Genomic DNA, 18204 nt, shown 5'->3' on the forward strand with positions numbered 1-18204 from the left:
CTTGCCCGGGGAACGTAGCGCGTTCTTATTTGGAGGTCACGATGCAAGCTGCCCGGCAAGATGCCGCGCAGCCGCACCAGCAGCCGAACCTCACGGCCTGATCGTCATGTTCTCCGGCGGCCCCGCTTTTCGCAGCGGCTCCGCCAGCCGCGCGAACTCGCACAGCAGCGAGCGGGTCTTGCGGGGATCGATGATCTCCTCGACCCAGAATTTCTCGGCCGAGCGGAACGGCGAGCGCAGCTTGTTGAGGCGCTCCTGGATTTCCTCCAGCTTGCCCGCCTTGTCCTCGGCCGCATCGATGTCGGCGCGATAGGCGGCCTCGATGCCGCCCTCGAGCGGCAGCGAGCCCCAATAGGCCGAGGGCCAGGCGTAGCGGATCGAGAAGCGGTCGGCCGGCTGGTGCACGACGCCGGCAACACCGAACGCGTTGCGCAGGATCACGGTGCACCAGGGCACGGTGGTCTGGTTCACCGCGGCCATGGCGCGCACGCCGTGGCGGATGGTCGCCGCCTTCTCGGCATCGAGGCCGATCATGAAGCCGGGGCAGTCCATGAGATAGACAATCGGCAGGTGGAAGGTCTCGGCGAAATCGACCCAGCGCACCACCTTCTGGCAGGCATCCGCCGTCCAGGAGCCGCCATAGTGAAAACTGTCGCTGGCCAGCACCATCACCGCCCTGCCCTCGAGCCGCGCCAGGCCGACGATGATGGGCTTGCCGAAATTCTTCGCGACCTCGAAGAACGAGCCCTTGTCCACGACAGCCTCGACGATCGGCCGGATCTTGTAGACCTGCTTGCGGTTGCGCGGCACCGCGTTCATCAGCGCGTCTTCGCTGCGTTCGGGATCGTCAGCGCAGGGCAAGGTCGGCGGGAGCTCGTAGACCGACGACGGCAAGTAAGAGAGGAAACGCCGCGCGCAGGCGAACGCTTCTTCCTCGGTATCGACGGCATGATCGACCGCGCCTGCGCGGGTCTGGATGTCGGCGCCGCCGAGCTCCTCCTTTGAGAGGTCCTGCCCCAGCGCCTTCACGACAGGCGGACCCGCGACGAACATCGCGGACTTCCGGGTCATGATCGAATAATGGCTGGCGGCAAGGCGCGCCGCCCCCAGGCCCGCCACCGAGCCGAGGCCAAGTGCGACCACCGGCACACGCGACAGGTTCTCCGTCGTGAAGCGGTACCAGCGCGTGCCGCCGATGCCTCCAGGCAAATTGGCTGCGCCTTTGGTCTCGATGGTCTTGACTGAGCCGCCGCCGCCGGAGCCTTCGATGATGCGGACGATGGGCAGGCGGAAGTCGTGCGCCATCTCCTCCGCCATCAACGGCTTTGCCGAGATCGACGCATCAGCCGAACCACCGCGGACGGTGAAATCGTCGCCGACGACCACCACGGTGCGCCCGTCGACGCGCGCCCGGCCGAACACGCAGTTCGCCGGCGTCAATTTCTGCAACTCGCCGCTGCTATCGTATTCGCCGATGCCGGAGACGGCACCGATCTCGTGAAAGCTGCCTTTGTCGATCAGCTTGTCGATACGCTCCCGAACAGTCAGCCGGCCCTGGTCATGCTGTCGCTTGACCTTGTCAACGCCGCCCATCTCCCGCGCGAAGGCTTCGCGCCGGGCGAGCTCGTCGAGTTCCGGCTTCCAGTTCATTCACTCCCTCCGAATGGATCGGCTTGTTATTGTTGTGCACGGCCATTGCGACCGGTTTACGCGGGATGCGGTTGTTGAAGACGTCGCCTTCCGCGCCTTCCACCAGACTGCCGAGCGAGCGACCGAGTTCGAGCATCAATGGCGCGACTTCGGCATGCAGCCGCTCCTCGTCATACATCGACGAGAGAAGACCGATCGTGATGACCACGAAGGTCTGGTACTGCGGCGACCAGATCGGCACCGCGAGTCCGTTGATGTGCGGGCTCCACAGGCCGCAGGCCGTGACATAGCCGCGCTCACGTAGCGACTGCCTGTTCGCCTCGATGCGGGGCTTGAGGATCTTCGCAGCCTCGGGCGCTTCGCGCTCCATCTCCGCGATGAAGGCATCGCCGACTTCCGGCGACAAGGCCGCGGTGTAGGCCGCGCCCGCGGCGGTCGAGGCCATCGAGATGCGACTGCCGGTGCCCTCGTGCAGACCGAGTGCGGTCGCCGAGCGCGCGAACAGGAGATAGACGAGATGGAAGCGATCCGGAACGACGAAGCCGACCGTTCCCGGCAATTGCTCGGCGACGTCCTGCAGCCGCTGCCGGATCATGCTGCGCAGCTGCGCGCCCTTCATCATCGTCGCGCTCATCGCGACCGCGCTTGGGCCGATGCGATATTTCTGATCGCGCGGCAGGTAAACCAGTTGCCCCATTCGCGTCAGCGTGTGCGTGAGCCGCGACACCGTCGAGCGCGGCAGGCCGCAGCGATTTGAAATCTCGAGATTGCCGAGTCTCGCCTCGTGGCCCTCGAAGCATCGCAACACGTCGAACGCGCGCGAGACCACCTGGATGACATCTCCCTCACCGGCATCGCCAGCGAGCACGCCTTGCCTACTCAACCGCTCGGATCGTCGTCCCATGTTCCCTACCGTCTGTTCCGCTCTGCGGAATTAAATTCCACTTGCAGACGACGCTACCTCAGGCATTTTGCGACGACAACAAAAAGGCGATGGCATGCCAGAAATTAAGATCGTCACCGAGGTCGCGGGACGTGTCTGCGCAACTCCCGTGCAAGTTGGAGGAACCGTTGCGGATGGCGATGAAATTGTAGTGGTCGAAGCGATGAAGATGGAGATACCGGTGCCCTCGCCCGCGAACGGCACGATCACGTCACTTCTGGTGAAACTCGACGACATCGTTGCCGAGGGACAGGCGATCGCGATCGTCGCGTGCTGAGCATTCTCTCTGTCAATTGCGCGACAATCTGTCAGCTTCATCCCCGCATGCGCGGTACGGCGTTGCCATCGTTTGATGGCGGTGACATGATCTGTTGCAAACAAAACGTTGTTTCAAACAAAGAAAGAAAATCTTCGCAACAAAGCGAGGATCATTGGAGGGAAACATGCTTCGTGGGCTGCTCATACTCGCGCCTGCCTTGGTGGCAGGCATTTCTTTTGCGTCTACACGCTACGCGTTCGCCGAAGACGTCAAGCTGCCGGCGACATTGACCTTCACCGCCTACGACACCGGAACAGCCGGCTTCAACATCGCGGTCGGCGTCGGCAAGATGATGAAGGACAAATACGGCACCGACGTGCGCGTGCTCCCCGCAGGCAACGACGTCGCGCGCCTTGCGCCGCTGCGCGCCAAGCGCGCGGCGTCCGCGGCGATGGGATCGGGCACGTACTTCGCGCAAGAGGGCGTATTCGAGTTCGGCGCGAAGGAATGGGGCCCGCAGCCGCTGCAGATCCTGCTCTCGACGGTCGACTGCAATTGCGGCTCGCTCGGTGTCGCCGCCGACACCGGCGTGAAGGAGCTGAAAGACCTCAAAGGCAAGCGTGTCGGCTTCGTGGTCGGCTCGCCGGCGTTGAACCAGAACTCGCTTGCCGTGCTCGCCTTCGCAGGCCTGACGCAGAAGGACGTCAAGGCTGTCGAGTTCGCAAGCTACGGCGCGATGTGGAAAGGCCTGATCAACAACGACGTCGATGCCGCCTTCGGCACCACCATCACCGGCCCCGCCAAGGAGGCTGAGACCTCGCCGCGCGGCCTGATCTGGCCGCCGCTGCCCGCCAAGGACAAGGAGGGTTGGGCGCGGATGCAGAAGGTCGGCTCGTTCTTCTTCCCGCAGGTCGCGACCTGCGGCGCCGGCATCTCGCCGGAGAAGCCCGTCGAGCTCGGCAACTACCCCTACCCGATCTTCGTAACCTACGCGTCGCAGCCGGCCGATCAGGTCTATGCGATGACCAAGGCCATGATCGTGAACTACGATTCCTACAAGGATTCCGCACCGGGCGCCGGCGGCCTCGCCGCCGATCGCCAGACCAAGAACTGGGTGGTACCGGTGCATCCTGGCTCGGTGAAGGCGCTGAAGGAAGCCGGGCAATGGAGCGATGCGCAGGAGGCGCACAACAACAAGCTCATCAAGCGGCAGGAGGTACTCGGCGCGGCGTGGGCTGATTACGGCAAGTCCAATCCGCCGTCGGACGACAAGGCGTTTCTCGAGAGCTGGATGAAGGCCCGCGCGGCGGCGCTCTCGAAGGCCGGCATGACGAACGGGTTCGAGGAATAGAACGCGATGGTGTTGCGCCCGATCGCGGCTCCGCGAGAAGTGCGCTCCCTCTCCCGCCTGCGGGAGAGGGTTTCTCCGCATTGCGATTCCCCAAGGGGCAAGAGCCCTCACCCGGCGCTGCGCGCCGACCTCTCCCGCAAGCGGGAAAGGTTAAGGAGCCCGCGGCCCGACCGATTCAAACAACGGCCGTTCGCTTAATCTGCATTCAACTGCCCACGCGCGGGATCGATGATGCCTTCTGCTTCCACCTCCACCGCCCCGCAAGACGCGCCCAAGCGGATTGTGTTCGACGATCCGCACGGTGCCGCCGCCAACATGCAGGAAGCGGAGGTCACGCGCGTGCGCGCGCTTCGCGGCGCCTGGCGCTGGATGCTGGTGGCCGCGACCGCGGCGACCATCCTGCTCTGCATCAACCAGCAATTCTCGCTGCGATTCTTCGTCGGCTATACCCAGCTCAACACGGAGTATTTCTATCTCCTGATCGCGCTGATGCTGCCGTTCACGTTCCTGATCTTCCCCGGTACCGAGCGCGCGCCGCTCGACCGCATTCCCTGGTATGACCTCGTCCTGTTCGTCGTGACCTTCGCCGCGGCGCTGCTGTTGATGTCGAACGTGCGCAAGGCGGCGGAAGCCGGCTGGGAATTCGGCGGTGCGCCGAACAATGTGATCGCTGCCGGGCTCGTGATGTGGGTGATGCTGATGGAGGCGCTGCGCCGCACCGGCGGCTGGAGCCTGCTCTTGAGCGTTCTCCCCTTCACGATCTACCCGTTGTTTGCGGAGTCCGGCTGGCTCGGACCGTTCCGCGGCACGCAATCGACGATCGAACAGGCGACCGCCTATCACGTGCTCTCGGGCGAGAGCCTGCTCGGAATTCCCATCCAGGCCTTTGCCGACACCGTGATCGGCTTCCTCGTGTTCGGCACCGCGCTGATGATGACCGGCGCCGGAAAGTTCTTCATCAACCTCGCCTTCGCGCTGTGCGGCACCTTCCGCGGCGGCGCGGCAAAAGTCTGCATCTTCGCCAGCGGCCTGCTCGGCATGATGTCCGGCTCGATCATCTCCAACGTGCTGACCGCCGGCACCATGACCATCCCCGTGATGAAGAAGAGCGGCTTTCGCGCCTCCTATGCCGGCGCGATCGAGGCCTGCGCCTCGACCGGCGCGGTGCTGGCGCCCCCGGTGATGGGCGCCACCGCCTTCGTGATCGCGCAGTTCCTCAATGTCAGCTACGCCGACGTCGCGCTCGCCGCGATCATTCCGGCGGTGCTTTATTACGTCGGCCTGTTCATGCAGGTTGACGCCTACGCCGCACGCCACAAGCTGAAGGGCATTCCGCGCGCTGAGCTGCCGCGCATCATGGATACGATCAAGGACGGCTGGTACTACGTCTTCGTCATCGCGCTGTTGATCGTGATGCTGCTCTACTTCAAGCGTGAGAGCCACGCGCCGTTCTATGCCACCGCGCTGCTGCTGGTGCTCAACCAGTTCTTCTCGAAGGATACCCGCTGGACGTTTGCGACCATCGGCAAATTCCTCGAGGTCAACGGCCGCACCTTCGTCGAGCTGGTCGGCATCCTCGCCGGCTGCGGCCTCCTGATCGGCGCGTTCTCGATGACCGGCGTGGTGTCGAGCCTTGCCAACGACCTCTTGCATATTGCAGGCGACAATCCCTTCCTGCTGCTGGCGATGTGCGCCCTCACCAGCCTGATCCTCGGCCTCGGGCTGACGACGACGGCCTGCTACATCTTCCTCGCCATCCTGGTCGCGCCGGCGCTGGAGAAGCTCGGGCTGAACAGGATGGCGGTGCACATGTTCATCTTCTATTGGGGCATGCTGTCGTCGATCACCCCGCCGGTCGCGATCGCGTCCTTCGCCGCCGCAGGCATCGCCGGCTCCCCGGCGATGAAGACAGGCTGGGAATCGATGTGGGTCGGCAGCATCATCTATTTCCTGCCGTTCTTCTTCGTGCTCAATCCGGCGCTGGTGCTGGAGGGGCCGAGCCCGTATCTGGCCGGGTTCGGCCTGATGGGGCTCGCGGCATTCGGGACGCTGTTCATCTGCGGTGGCATTCAGGGCTACCAGCCCTTCGTCGGTGACTTGCGCGGGACAGGCAGCCTGGAATGGCCGATCCGCGTTCTGCTGGTGATCGGCGGCTTCGTGGTGGCAACGCCTGGCGGCGGGATCATGCCGCTGTCGCAGCTGCAGGTGACGCTGCTGGGGCTTGCGATCCTGGCGCCGACGGCTTTGCTCGCCCTGCTGCTGGTCCGGCGGCAGACCATGGTGCCGCACGGGTTGCGCGCTCCTTGATTGCGTTGCACAAGTGAGGCGATGACACCGCTCTCGCCTCTCGCCGCCGCCTGGACCCGCTCGAAGCCGCCTTTGCTGCGGTTTCTGGACAATTGCCTCAACGAATTCTCTGCCGAAACCTCGGGCAGTGTCGCCGATTACATTCCCGAGCTGAGCAAAGCCGACCCTGCCTATTTTGGCATCAGCCTGGCGACGCTGGACGGCCATGTCTATGAGGTCGGCGATTCCAGGGTGCCCTTCACCATCCAGTCGATGTCAAAGCCGTTCGTGTTCGCGCTGGCGCTAGACCTGCTCGGCGCCGGCAAGGTCGAGAGCGCGATCGGTGTCGAGCCCTCCGGCGATCCCTTCAACTCGATCCGGCTCAATGCGGAGAACCATCCGTTCAACCCGATGGTCAATGCCGGCGCGATCGCCTGCACCGGGCTGATCTACGACAGCAAGGGCGCGGAGGCCTTCGAGCAGATCCGGCTCGCCCTCGGCCGCTTTGCCGGACGCGACCTGGATGTGGACGAAGCCGTCTACGCCTCCGAAAGCCAGACCGGCGACCGCAACCGCGCGATCGCGTATCTGCTCAAGACCAACGCGGTGATCTCAGACAACGTCGCCGCGGTGCTCGACGTCTATTTCCGGCAATGCGCCGTGCTGGTGACCGCACGCGACATCGCGGTGATGGCGGCAACGCTGGCCAATCGCGGCGTCAATCCGGTCACGGGCGAGCAGGTGCTGACGCCATACGCGATCTCGCGCACGCTCTCGGTGATGACCTCGTCGGGCATGTACGACTATGCCGGCGAATGGATCTACCGGATCGGCATTCCCGCCAAGAGCGGCGTCGGCGGCGGCATCCTGGCGGCGCTCCCTGCCCGCCTCGGCCTCGGCAGCTATTCGCCAAAGCTCGACAAGCACGGCAACAGCGTACGCGGCATCAAGGTCTGCGAGGCGCTGTCGGCGCATTACGACCTGCACATGCTCAACCGCAGCGACGACGCCCGCAACGCCGTCATCGCCGATTACGATATCGGCAAGAGCCCGTCGCGCCGCGTGCGCCGGGCGCAGGAGCGCGAGATCCTGGCCGCGCACGACCAGGCAGTACGCGTGATCGAGCTGGTCGGCGTGCTGTCCTTGTCCGCGGTCGACTACGTGACACGCAGGCTGGCGGGGCAACCGCGGCCGCAGATCGTCGTGTTCGACCTGCATCGCGTCACCTCGACCACCCGCGCCGGCGCGCGGCTCGTTGCCGAAGCGTTCGAGGAGCTTGCCGCACTGAATGTCACGGTCGTGCTGTCCGGCGTCAGGCGCGCGTCCAGGGAATGGGACTCTTTGCGCGAATGGACCGCCGAACTGAAGAACGTCCGCGACTTCTACCTGCTAGATACCGCGATCGAATGGGCGGAAGACCAGATTGTCTACCGCTATGGCGGCTCGATCGATTTCCACGAGACCACCGAGCTTGCCGAGCAGCCGCTGCTCGAAGGCCTCAACGAAGAAGAGCTGACGGATCTCGCCTCGATCTGCACGATCCGGACCTTTCAGGCCGGCACGAAGATCATCACCACGGGCGATCCTGCCTCCTCCCTGTTCTTCCTGCGCAGCGGCGCGGTGCATGTCACGCTGCCCGACGGCGTGCGGCTGGCGACGCTGACCGCCGGCATGGCCTTCGGCGAGATGGCGCTACTGGAGACGACGCGCTCGGCCGACGTCTTCGCCGACATGGCGGCGACCGCGTTCGAGGTCCCGCTGAAGGATTTTGAGCGTTTCCGCAAGCAGCACCCGCACGCCAGCGAGCGCGTCATGCGCAACCTCGCGCAGCTGCTTGCCGACCGCCTGATCGTCGCCAATGCGAAGGTGGATATTCTGACGTCGACGTGAGCGGCCTCATTCGCCAGAGGTCGTCATGCCCGGGCCTGTCCCGGGCATGTCCCTGCGGAGGGACTGTCGCCCGCGAACGTACACGTTTGCTCAGCGGCTCGCCGCCTCGCTCAGCCGCCGCTTGATCTTCCTTGCGCTGGCTTCCAGCAGCTCGGATGGCTGCTGGCCGGTGACCGCGCACAGGCAGGCCCAGTAGTAGATGACATCGCCGAGCTCATCGACCAGACCCGCCTTGTCGAGCCAGTCGTCGCGCAGCAGCTTCTTGATGTGGTCGGCGACCTCGCCGGATTCACCGGCGAGGCCGAGACCGAGATAGGACAACCGCTCGTTGGACGGATGCTCATCGACCTTCGCGATGGTCGCAGCCCAGGCCGCATATTCGTCGATCGTCATCGGCATCCCTCGCCGTTTCTGTCGGCTCAGCCCACCACTTCGGTAACAGGCTGGAGGTCGATCTCGAAAGTCTCCAGGAATTTCGAGGTCATGATGTAGAAGCCGACCGAGAGCTGCAGCTCGACCAGCGCGGCCGGCGTCAGCTTCGACGCGATCGCCTTGAAGGTCGCATCGGTCGGCCTCTTCAGCTTCACGATCTCGTCGGTGAAGGCGAGCGCGGCGCGCTGCACCTCGTTGAAGCAGGTCGCGGCCTGCCAATTCTCGAGCGCCTCGTTCTGCTCGTCGGTGACGCCGACATTCTTGCCGATGCGCTTGTGCGCGACGATCTCGTACGGCGCCTCGCACAAGATGCCGGTGCGGGTGATCGCGAGCTCGCGGACGACAGGATCGAGCTCGCCCTTGTGGCGGATCGCGCCCCCGAGCCGGCAATACTGCTCGAAATAGCTCGGCGAGTGCGACATCATGCGGAAGATGTTGGCATTGCGGTTCTTGTCGAGGATCTCGCGGGTGCGGTCTGATGCCTTGGACGGGTCGCTGTACGGAATGCGGGCCATGATTTTCCTGAAGTTTTCCCTGAGTTTTTGATGCTTTTTGTAGGTACCGGCGAGAGTTCCCTGAAACTCTATTCTTGCACCGACGCGGGAGCAACATCATCGAGTCAAAATGCCGCCGCATTGCTGATCGACCTTGAGACAGTCGATATTCGCCGTGTGGGGACACATCGCGGTGAGTACTCGAGAAGTGGGGTGTTCCGAGTAAAACAATTGGCCGTCGGGTGCGCTTGCCGCACAACGATGAGTCACGCCCAAGTCTAGGGAGAAAACGGCATGAAGGAAGCCACCAAGGGGGCGGCCTCGGGAGCGCTCGCGCATATGCTGGCGGTGACGGCGATGCTGGTCATCGCCAGCATCTTGTTCTACGGGCGTTAGTCAGCGTTGTGTGAGAGTTTTCGTCATTCCGGGGTGGCTCTCGCACAGGCCAGGCCCAGAATTCCCGTTCCAGGCTCGGTCTCTCAGGACCGCCCCCGAATGACGAATCCCATCGTTGCTCCGTAGCCCGGATGAAGCGAAGCGCAATCCGGGAAAGTCCAACAGCGAGGTGAGAACCCCGGATTACGCTTCGCTCCATCCGGGCTACGGCAATCCCAATCTCACTATTTCTGTTTGGCGAAGAAGGGCACGAGCTTTCCGGCGAACGGCTTGAAGCTCGCAACGACCGAATCGCCGATGGCGAGGTCATTCTCGCCATGCGCCATCATGCGAAATCCCTCGGCACAGTCGACCAGCAGGATGTTGTAGGGCACGTGCGCCCGCGTCTCGGGCGTAGCGGCGCGGCAGACCAGCGAGGTGGCGTAAACTCTGCCCTTGCCGCTGGCGCGCAGCTCGCGCGGCTTCGATTCGCCGCACGCCGCGCAGAAGGCGCGGTGAAAATATTGCACATGCCCGCATGAGGTGCAGGCCTGGTAGGTGATGGCCTCCTCGCCCTCGGTCCAGTCTGCCACAGGCTCACTCATCGCACGCGCTCCAGGAACATGCTGACGTGCGACGACAGCACACCGCCATCGCCATGCAACAGGGCGATCGAGGCATCGCGCACCTGGCGATTCGCCGCCCGCCCCGTCATCTGCAAATGCGCCTCGACCAGATGCGCCATCGCGCCGCCGACACCGCAATGGCCATAGCTGAGCAGCCCGCCATGGGTGTTCAACGGCATCGCACCGTCGCGGCCGAAATGACCCGCACGCACCTGAGCCGCCGCCTCGCCCCGACCGGCAAGGCCGAGGTCTTCCAGCAGCATCGCGAGCGTGATGGTGAAACTGTCGTAGATCGCGGCGTAGCGGACATCGGAGATCGCTAGGCCTGTGGCCTGCTTGGCGCGCGCGATCGAAATCTCGGCACCGAGTTCACTCAGAGCCGGCGCGGCCGTGACATGCTGATGCGTATGCGCCTGGGCGCAACCGCGGATGCGCACGCCCGCGTCCCCGGTCCGCTCGCGGCTGATGACGAAGGCCGCGCCCCCGTCGGACACCGGGCAGCAGTCGAGCAGCTTGAGCGGCATCGCCACCGGCTTGGAGGCCATGACGTCGGCAATCGTGATGGGATCGTGGAATTGCGCGCCGGGATGGGTGCAGGCATGCGCGCGCATCAGCACGGCGAATTCGGCGAGATCTTCTTCGGTCACGCCGTATTCGTGCATGTAGCGGTTTGCGACGAGGCCGTAATAGGCGGGAATGGTCGGCCCGAGCGGCACCTCGTAGTCGGGATGACCGACCTGCGCCAGCGCCTGGATCGAGGCGTCGCGGCTCTGCCCGGTGAGACGGTTCTCGCCGGCGACGACGAGTACGTGGCGCGCAACGCCGGCTTCCACGAGGTGATGCGCCAGCATCGTCATCGCGAGCCCGGTGGCGCCGCCGACTTGCACGGCGTGGGCGTAAGACGGGCGGATGCCGAAATGCTCGGCGAAGACGGTGGCGAGCATGATGTGCGGCGAGACCGTGGAATAGCCGCAGAGGATGCCGTCGATCTCGCTGCGCTTCAGCCCGGCATCGTCGAGCGCGGCTTGCGCGGCCTTGCTCATCAGGTCGAGCGAGGATGCGCCTTCGTGTTTGCCGAAGGGCGTGAGGCCTACGCCGGTGATGAAGCTCATGCTCTCCCTCCGCTGTCATTCCGGGGCGGCCCGAAGGGCCGAACCCGGAATCCATCGCGCCGCGTGTGCGGAGGACAGATGGATTCCGGGCTCGCGCCGAAGTGGGCGCGCCCCGGAATGACGGATGAGAGATTTATCGTCATTCCCTACTCCGGCGCCGCGCGCGTGACGCCGTCGCGCACCATGGCGGCGATCTCATCGGCCGAGTATCCGATCTCGCGAAGGATCTCCGCGCCGTGCTCATTCAGTCGCGGTGCCAGCCGCACCGGCTCGGCCTCGGTCTCCGACCAGCTTGCCGTCACCTTCATGCTGCGGATTGGCCCCTCCGTCGGGTGGGTCACGACCGGGAAGAAATTCGTCGCCTCCAGATGCGGATCGTGCAGGATCGAGCCGAGGTCGTGCATCGGCATGACGGGGACGTCGGCCTTGGTCAGCAGGTCGATCCATTCGGCCGTGGGGCGCGTCTCGAAGATGCGGGCAAGCTCGGCATAGACGACGTCGATGTTGGCGGCGCGGCCGGCGAAGGTCGCGAATTTCGGATCGGCGCGCAGGTCGTCGCGTCCCGTCGCCTTGAAGAAATTCTCCCACTGCTTGTCGTTGTAGACGATGACGCTGAGATAGCCGTCCGAGGTCTTGTAAGGGCGGCGGTCGCGCGAGAGGTGGCGGGCATAGCCGCCCTTGTCGAGCGGCGGCTCGTAAGTGAGGCCGCCCATATGGTCGCCCATGACGAAGCCGGCCATGGTCTCGAACATCGGGATGTCCAGACGCTGGCCGCGCCCGGTGCGGTCGCGATGGACGAGGCTGGCGCAGATCGCGCCGACGGCGGTGAGGCCGACGATGCGGTCGACCAGCGCATTCGGCACGTAGCGCGGCACGCCGTCGCCGGTCTGCGCCATCAGCGCCGGCAGAGCCGTGGCACCCTGGATCAGATCGTCATAGGCGGGTTTTGCCGCGTACGGCCCGTCCTGGCCGAAGCCGAACACGCCGGCATAGACCAGGCGCGGGTTGATGGCGGAGACGACGTCGTAGCCCAGCTGCAACCGCGCCATCGCCTGCGGGCGGACGTTGTAGACGAGGACGTCGGCGTCCTTCAGCAGCCGCAGCACGACCTCGCGTCCCGCGGGCTTCTTCAGGTCGAGACAGATCGAGCGCTTGCTGCGATTGGTGTTGAGAAACACCGGGCCCATGCCGGCATGGCGCATCGGGCCGATCAGCCGGGTGACGTCGCCGTCGAGCGATTCCACCTTGATGATTTCGGCGCCATAGTCGCCGAGCATCTGGGTCGCATAGGGCCCCATCAGCACGGTGGTCATGTCGACGACCTTGACGCCCTTCAGCGGCCCCATCGTTCGCTCCCGATTGCGCGGGAGCCAAGGCGCGGCCCCGCGATTGGGTCCAGCTAAAGGCAGCGAGGCCGCGCGCACAAGGGCGGCCGGCGTATGGCCGCATGCGCCGCGCGGCGTTACCGGACGCTATTTCTTCTGGCGGGATTCGCGGATCTTGAGCAGCCGGTCGAGCTCGTCGTTCTGCTGGCTGATCCGGTCGGCGATACGCGACTCGTTCTGCTCGCCCGAGGCGGCCGCGGCCTGCTCGATGAGCTGGCGGATATTGTCCTCGAGGATCGCGATGCGATCGTTGAGTGCGTCGAGGGAGAGAGAGTCTTCGTAGTCATTGCTCATGATGCATTCCCTGCAAATCAATCAGGAGCTTTAAGGGCTGCTGGCCGGCCCACCATGATCTAGCGCAAAGGTCGTAGGGTGGATTAGCCGCAGGCGTGATCCACCAACTCTGTCTCCGCGGAGACGAAAGAGGTGGGTTACGCCAGCACCTGCGCTTCGCGCAGCCGCAGGCTAACCCACCCTACAAGAGCCTATTTCAGCGGCTCCAGGATGGAGACGTAGTTGGCGACCGCGGCCCCGCCCATGTTGAAGATGCCGCCGAGCTTGGCGTTGTTGAGCTGCATGCCCTCGGGCGCTTGCCCTGCGAGCTGCATCGCGGTCATCACATGCATGGAGACGCCGGTGGCGCCGATCGGATGGCCCTTGGCCTTCAGGCCGCCGGACGGGTTGACCGGCAGCTTGCCGCCCTTGAGCGTCCAGCCTTCCTTGATGGCGCGGGCGCCCTGCCCCTTCGGCGTCAGGCCCATCGCTTCGTATTCGATCAGCTCGGCGACCGTGAAGCAGTCATGGGTCTCGACAAAGGAGAGATCGGACAGCGTCACGCCGGCCTTCTCCAGAGCGCGCTGCCAGGCGACGGTGCAGCCCTCGAACTGGAGGATGTCGCGCTTGGACATCGGCAGGAAATCCTGGGCGTGCGCGGTGGCGCGGAAGCCGATCGACTTGCTCATGCTCTTGGCGGTCTCGGCGTCGGCCAGAACCAGCGCCGCGGCGCCGTCGGAAACCAGCGAGCAGTCGGTGCGCTTCAGGGGACCTGCGACGTAAGGGTTCTTCTCGCTCTCGGCGCGACAGAAGTCGAAGCCGAAATCCTTGCGCATCTGGGCGAAGGGATTGGCGACGCCGTTCTTGTGGTTCTTGGCCGCGATCAGCGCCAGCGCGTCGGACTGGTCGCCGTATTTCTGGAAGTAGGAGCTGGCGATCTTGCCGAACACGCCGGCAAAGCCGCCGACGGTGTCGCCGTCCTCGGGCAGATAGGACGCTTTCAGCAGGTTCTTGCCGATCTCCGGCCCCGGGGTGCGGGTCATCTGCTCGACGCCGACGACGAGCACGATCTTGGCCGCCCCTGCCGCGATCGCGCGCAGGCCCTGATGCACGGCGGCCGAGCCGGTCGCGCAGGCGTTCTCGACGCGGGTGGCCGGCTTGAAGCGCAGCTTCGGGTCGGCCTGGAGCACCAGCGAGGCGGTAAAATCCTGCGCCGAGAAGCCGGCGTTGAAATGGCCGAGCACGATCTCGTCGACATCGGAGGCCGAAATGCCGGCATCGGCCATCGCCTCATTGGCGACGCGGGTGACGAGGCTTTCGACGGTTTCGGTGTCGAACTTGCCGAACGGCGTATGCGCCCATCCGACGATGCTGGCGGTCATGGTCTTTTCTCCCTGGCGGTCTCTTGCTGACCTAAGTCTTAGCGCAGGGATGGCAAGACTTCACGCAGGTTTAAGCGCCCCGAGGGTGCGCTGGCAGATGGCAGTTATGCCGGCCCAGTTCCCGGCCCTGACCTCGGCCGCCGGGCACAGCCAGGAACCGCCGACGCAGACCACGTTCGGCTCGGCCAGCCAGCTCGCCGCATTGGCCTCACCGACCCCGCCGGTCGGGCAGAACCGCACGTTCGGGAACGGACCGCCGAGGGAGCGCAGGCCCTTGATGCCGCCGGCCTGCTCGGCCGGGAAGAATTTTGCGACGTCGAAGCCGTGGGACAGCGCCATCATCAGCTCGGACGCCGTGGCAATGCCCGGCGCGAACGGCAAGGAGCTATGGGCGGCGGCCTTGAGGAGTTCGGGGGTCAGGCCCGGGCTGATGGCGAACGCGACGCCGAGCTTCTCGACACGGGTGAAGTCGGCCGGATTGAGGACCGTGCCGATGCCGACGACAGCCTCGGGCACTTCGGCCATCATCGCCCGCGCCGCCTCGATCGCAACGGGGGTGCGCAGCGTCACCTCCAGCGTGCGGACGCCACCGGCGACCAGCGCACGCGCCAGCGGCACGGCGTCCTGGATGCGCTCGATGGTGAGAACGGGAATGACGGTCGCCGCCTTGAACAGCGCGACGAGGTGGTTCTGTTGGGCAGCAGTGGGCATCTCGTGGATCTTTTCGCTCTACTTGGTCGCTTGGCGCGTGGCCGCCGGCCGGTGCCGCTTCTTCGGCGGCATGGCATAGCCTGGAATAATGGCGCCGGGATAGCAGATCACGAGGCTGGCGAGGCGATGCCCGGCCTGGGCGGCCTCGACCGGATCGGAACCCGCGAGCCTGGCGGCAATGTAGGCGGCGGCAAAGCTATCGCCGGCCGCCGTGGTGTCGACGACGGGCTTGGTCATGGGCTCGGCGCGGACCTCGTGCGTAGCCCCGGGAAAGCGCAGCAGGCTGACCGGCTCGGCGAGGCGGAACACCAGTTCGGGCGTCGGGATGCGCGCCATCAGTTGGTCATTGCTCTCGCCGGGATAGAGCGCAAGCAGATCCTCGGTCGAGGTCAGCACGATGTCGGCGGCCGCGAAGGCCGCGCCAAAAACCTCGCGCGCGACGTCGCGGTCCGGCCAGCCCCGCGCGCGGAAATTGGTGTCGAACACGAAGCGGGTGCCGAGCAGGCGCGCGCGCTTGATCGCCGCGAACAGGCGATCGCGCCCCGAAGCGTCGTAGATCGAGAGCGTGATCGCGGAGAGATAGACGATGTCGTAGCTCATCAGCGAATTGAGCAGCTCGTCGGTCTCCGGCAGGCTCATCAGCTGCCGCGCCGCCGCGCTGTCGCGCCAGTGAAAGAACTGACGCTCGCCCTTCGCATCCGTCTGGATCATGTAGAGGCCGGGCAGCTTGCCCGGGATCCGCACGACGCGCCTGGTGCCGACATTCTCCGCGTTCCAGGCGGCGATCATCTCATCGCTGAGGGCATCGTCGCCGAGCGCGGTGAGATAGTCGACCTTGACCTCGAGCCGCGCCAGATAGACGGCGGTGTTGAGGGTATCGCCGCCGAAGCCGCGTGAGTAAAGGCCGCCCCCCTGCCCGGCAGACGCGCCGCCTTGCGCCTGCCTGAGCTCCACCATGCATTCGCCGATGCAAGCAACGCTCGCCATCACCAGGGCCCGCTCTGTCGGAGATCAGGCGACGAAATTGCCGCCGAGCTCGTCTTCGATGTGAATGCGGATGATGTCGTCGAAATTCTTCTCGGCCGTGGTGAAGCCGAGCTCGAGCGACCGCTTGGCGTTGAAATTGCGCGGCCAGCCGCCGACGATGCCGACGATGAAGGGATCGGGCTCGCGCTTGATGCGCGCGGCGACCTTGTCGCCCGCAACCCGCTTCAACGCCGCGATCTGCTCGCCGACCGTGGCCGACAGGCCCGGCATGGTCAAATTGCGGCGCGGGCCGACGGCAGCGAGATCCATGGTGCCGGCGTGGAGCAGGAAGCCGACGGCCGAGCGCGGCGTGGCGTGCCAGTGACGAACGTCCTCGGACACCGGGAGCACCGCTTCCTTGCCGGCCAGCGGCTCGCGCAGGATGTTGGAGAAGAAGCCCGACGCCGCCTTGTTGGGCAGGCCGGGCCGGATGCAGATGGTCGGCAGGCGGATGCCGATGCCATCGAGGAAGCCGCGGCGCGAATAGTCGGCCAGCAGCAATTCGCCGATCGCTTTCTGCGTGCCGTAGCTCAGCAGCGGGGTGTGGAAGAACTCGTCGCCGATCGCATCCGGGAACGGCGCGCCGAACACCGCGATCGAGGACGTGAAGACCACGCGCGGCTTGTAGCCGCCGCCGACCAGCCTGATGGCATCGAGCAGCATCCGCGTGCCGTCGAGATTGATACGGTAGCCCTTGTCAAAATCAAGCTCGGCTTCGCCGGAGACGATGGCGGCGAGATGGAAGATCACATCCGGGCGGCCGGCGATCAGCTTTTCGGCCGCGCCGGGGACTGCGAAATCGCCCGACACCGTCTCGACCGGGAAACCAGCCTTCTCCGGCTTCTTCGGCTCGACCACGTCATGCATGGTCAGTTTCGTGATGTCGCTCTTGCCGAGCCGGCCGTCGCGCAGCAGCCGTTCACAGAGTTTGCGGCCGACCATGCCGGCGGCGCCGAGAACCAGAATGTGCAAGAGCTCAACTCCTTCTTATTGGCCCGGAGCGCACCGCTCCTGGCGCGCTCTTAAGGCAGCCCCGCGATCATTCCTTCACGGCGCCGGTCATCGCGGACACATAATGCTCCACGAAGAAGGCGTAAAGGATGACGAGCGGCAGCGAGCCGGCCAGGGCTCCCGCCATCAGCGAACCCCAGCGGTAGATGTCACCGTCCACGAACTCGTTGACGATCGCGACCGGCACCGTCTTGTTGCTGGTCGACTGCAGGAACGTCAACGCGTAGATGAACTCGTTCCAGCACAGCGTGAAGCAGAAGATGAAGGCCGATATCAGGCCGGGGATTGCGAGCGGCAGCACGATCTTGATCAGGATCTGCCAACGGCTCGCCCCGTCGATCAGCGCGCATTCCTCGAGCTCGAACGGGATGGTCTTGAAATAGCCCATCAAGAGCCAGGTCGAGAACGGGATCAGGATGGTCGGATAGGTCAGGATCAGCGCCAGCGGCGAGTCGAACAGGCCGTACTGGAATACGACGGTGGCCAGCGGGATGAACAGGATTGACGGCGGCACCAGATAGGCGAGGAAGATCAGCCCGCCGACGAGATTGGCACCCTTGTAGCGCAGGCGGACGATGGCGTAGGCCGCGAGCACCGATGCGACGATCGAGAGAATCGTGGCGCAGATCGCCACGTACATCGTGTTCCAGAGCCAGTGCGGATAGTAGCTCTCGAACAACAGCTTGTGGAAATGCTTGAAGGTCGGATTCCAGGTCCAGAACGGGTTGAACCTGTCGAGATCGAGCAGCTGATCGTCGGGCTTCACCGAGGTCAGCGCCATCCAGTAGAACGGAAACAACAGCACCACGACGATGATCGTGAGCGGCAGGTACAGCGTCACCATGCGGCGCGGCACCGACTGCAGATAACTCATGCCCTCGCTGTTATCGACGCGCGCCGACGTCGCCAGGACGGTCTTGAGATCCACTTTCGAGGCAGGAAGATCAGTCATTGTTCTCTCCCTGTTGCCAGTTGCGGCAGCGCGCGCGGGGCTTGCC

The 18204-nt window shown here is 65.0% G+C and carries 17 protein-coding genes; 4 read left to right on the plus strand and 13 right to left on the minus strand.

Features of this window, described 5'->3' with window-relative positions; translation table 11 throughout:
- Window positions 1–90 precede the first annotated feature (90 nt).
- Window positions 91–1650 (minus strand): carboxyl transferase domain-containing protein, encoded by a 1560-nt coding sequence (locus tag RPS27_RS32615; RefSeq protein ID WP_313754942.1) that lies wholly within the window; start codon window positions 1648–1650, stop codon window positions 91–93.
- Window positions 1580–2554, minus strand: coding sequence for an IclR family transcriptional regulator (locus RPS27_RS32620; RefSeq protein ID WP_194407579.1), 975 nt, complete (start codon window positions 2552–2554; stop codon window positions 1580–1582). Before RPS27_RS32620 ends, RPS27_RS32615 begins: the two co-directional genes overlap by 71 nt.
- 94 nt (window positions 2555–2648) lie before the next feature.
- On the opposite strand from RPS27_RS32620, the gene RPS27_RS32625 reads away from it, so the two are divergent.
- The 4 genes from RPS27_RS32625 (at window position 2649) to glsA (ending at window position 8379) form a co-directional block, all read left to right on the plus strand.
- A complete protein-coding gene (locus RPS27_RS32625; RefSeq protein ID WP_211418090.1) occupies window positions 2649–2870 on the plus strand; it encodes an acetyl-CoA carboxylase biotin carboxyl carrier protein subunit in 222 nt (73 codons plus the stop codon).
- Window positions 2871–3036: 166 nt separating this feature from the next.
- The gene (locus tag RPS27_RS32630; protein ID WP_212068409.1) at window positions 3037–4203 is read left to right on the plus strand and encodes a TAXI family TRAP transporter solute-binding subunit; all 1167 of its coding nucleotides are present in this window, start codon (window positions 3037–3039) and stop codon (window positions 4201–4203) included.
- Between the two features lie 231 nt (window positions 4204–4434).
- Window positions 4435–6510, plus strand: coding sequence for a TRAP transporter permease (locus RPS27_RS32635; protein WP_212068410.1), 2076 nt, complete (start codon window positions 4435–4437; stop codon window positions 6508–6510).
- A gap of 21 nt (window positions 6511–6531) precedes the next feature.
- Window positions 6532–8379, plus strand: a complete 1848-nt coding sequence (glsA, locus tag RPS27_RS32640; protein WP_212068411.1) for a glutaminase A — start codon at window positions 6532–6534, stop codon at window positions 8377–8379.
- A 90-nt stretch (window positions 8380–8469) separates the two neighbouring features.
- On the opposite strand, the gene RPS27_RS32645 is transcribed toward glsA, so the two are convergent.
- From RPS27_RS32645 to RPS27_RS32695, 11 genes are all read right to left on the minus strand, one after another.
- A complete protein-coding gene (locus RPS27_RS32645) occupies window positions 8470–8772 on the minus strand; it encodes a nucleoside triphosphate pyrophosphohydrolase family protein (RefSeq protein ID WP_313754943.1) in 303 nt (100 codons plus the stop codon).
- A gap of 26 nt (window positions 8773–8798) precedes the next feature.
- Window positions 8799–9326, minus strand: coding sequence for a carboxymuconolactone decarboxylase family protein (locus RPS27_RS32650; protein ID WP_212068412.1), 528 nt, complete (start codon window positions 9324–9326; stop codon window positions 8799–8801).
- Window positions 9327–9925: 599 nt separating this feature from the next.
- Window positions 9926–10285 carry a Zn-ribbon domain-containing OB-fold protein gene (locus RPS27_RS32655; protein WP_212068413.1) on the minus strand — a complete coding sequence of 120 codons (360 nt, stop codon included), beginning with the start codon at window positions 10283–10285 and terminating at the stop codon, window positions 9926–9928.
- Window positions 10282–11418 (minus strand): thiolase family protein, encoded by a 1137-nt coding sequence (locus tag RPS27_RS32660; protein WP_212068414.1) that lies wholly within the window; start codon window positions 11416–11418, stop codon window positions 10282–10284. Before RPS27_RS32660 ends, RPS27_RS32655 begins: the two co-directional genes overlap by 4 nt.
- 146 nt (window positions 11419–11564) lie before the next feature.
- Window positions 11565–12764, minus strand: coding sequence for a CoA transferase (locus RPS27_RS32665; RefSeq protein WP_313754944.1), 1200 nt, complete (start codon window positions 12762–12764; stop codon window positions 11565–11567).
- A gap of 126 nt (window positions 12765–12890) precedes the next feature.
- Window positions 12891–13097, minus strand: coding sequence for a hypothetical protein (locus RPS27_RS32670; RefSeq protein ID WP_194407569.1), 207 nt, complete (start codon window positions 13095–13097; stop codon window positions 12891–12893).
- A 191-nt stretch (window positions 13098–13288) separates the two neighbouring features.
- Window positions 13289–14458, minus strand: a complete 1170-nt coding sequence (locus RPS27_RS32675) for an acetyl-CoA acetyltransferase (protein WP_212068416.1) — start codon at window positions 14456–14458, stop codon at window positions 13289–13291.
- A gap of 60 nt (window positions 14459–14518) precedes the next feature.
- Window positions 14519–15169: a bifunctional 4-hydroxy-2-oxoglutarate aldolase/2-dehydro-3-deoxy-phosphogluconate aldolase gene (eda, locus tag RPS27_RS32680; protein WP_212068417.1), complete on the minus strand. Its 651-nt coding sequence runs from the start codon at window positions 15167–15169 to the stop codon at window positions 14519–14521.
- A gap of 18 nt (window positions 15170–15187) precedes the next feature.
- Complete coding sequence (locus RPS27_RS32685) at window positions 15188–16156, minus strand: sugar kinase (RefSeq protein ID WP_212068418.1); 969 nt, start codon at window positions 16154–16156, stop codon at window positions 15188–15190.
- Between the two features lie 24 nt (window positions 16157–16180).
- On the minus strand, window positions 16181–17167 hold the full coding sequence (denD, locus tag RPS27_RS32690; RefSeq protein ID WP_212068419.1) for a D-erythronate dehydrogenase: 987 nt from the start codon (window positions 17165–17167) through the stop codon (window positions 16181–16183).
- A gap of 67 nt (window positions 17168–17234) precedes the next feature.
- Window positions 17235–18158 carry a carbohydrate ABC transporter permease gene (locus tag RPS27_RS32695; RefSeq protein ID WP_212068420.1) on the minus strand — a complete coding sequence of 308 codons (924 nt, stop codon included), beginning with the start codon at window positions 18156–18158 and terminating at the stop codon, window positions 17235–17237.
- Window positions 18159–18204: the final 46 nt, after the last annotated feature.

This window comes from Bradyrhizobium sp. WYCCWR 12699 (assembly GCF_032144035.1).
Classification (GTDB): domain Bacteria; phylum Pseudomonadota; class Alphaproteobacteria; order Rhizobiales; family Xanthobacteraceae; genus Bradyrhizobium.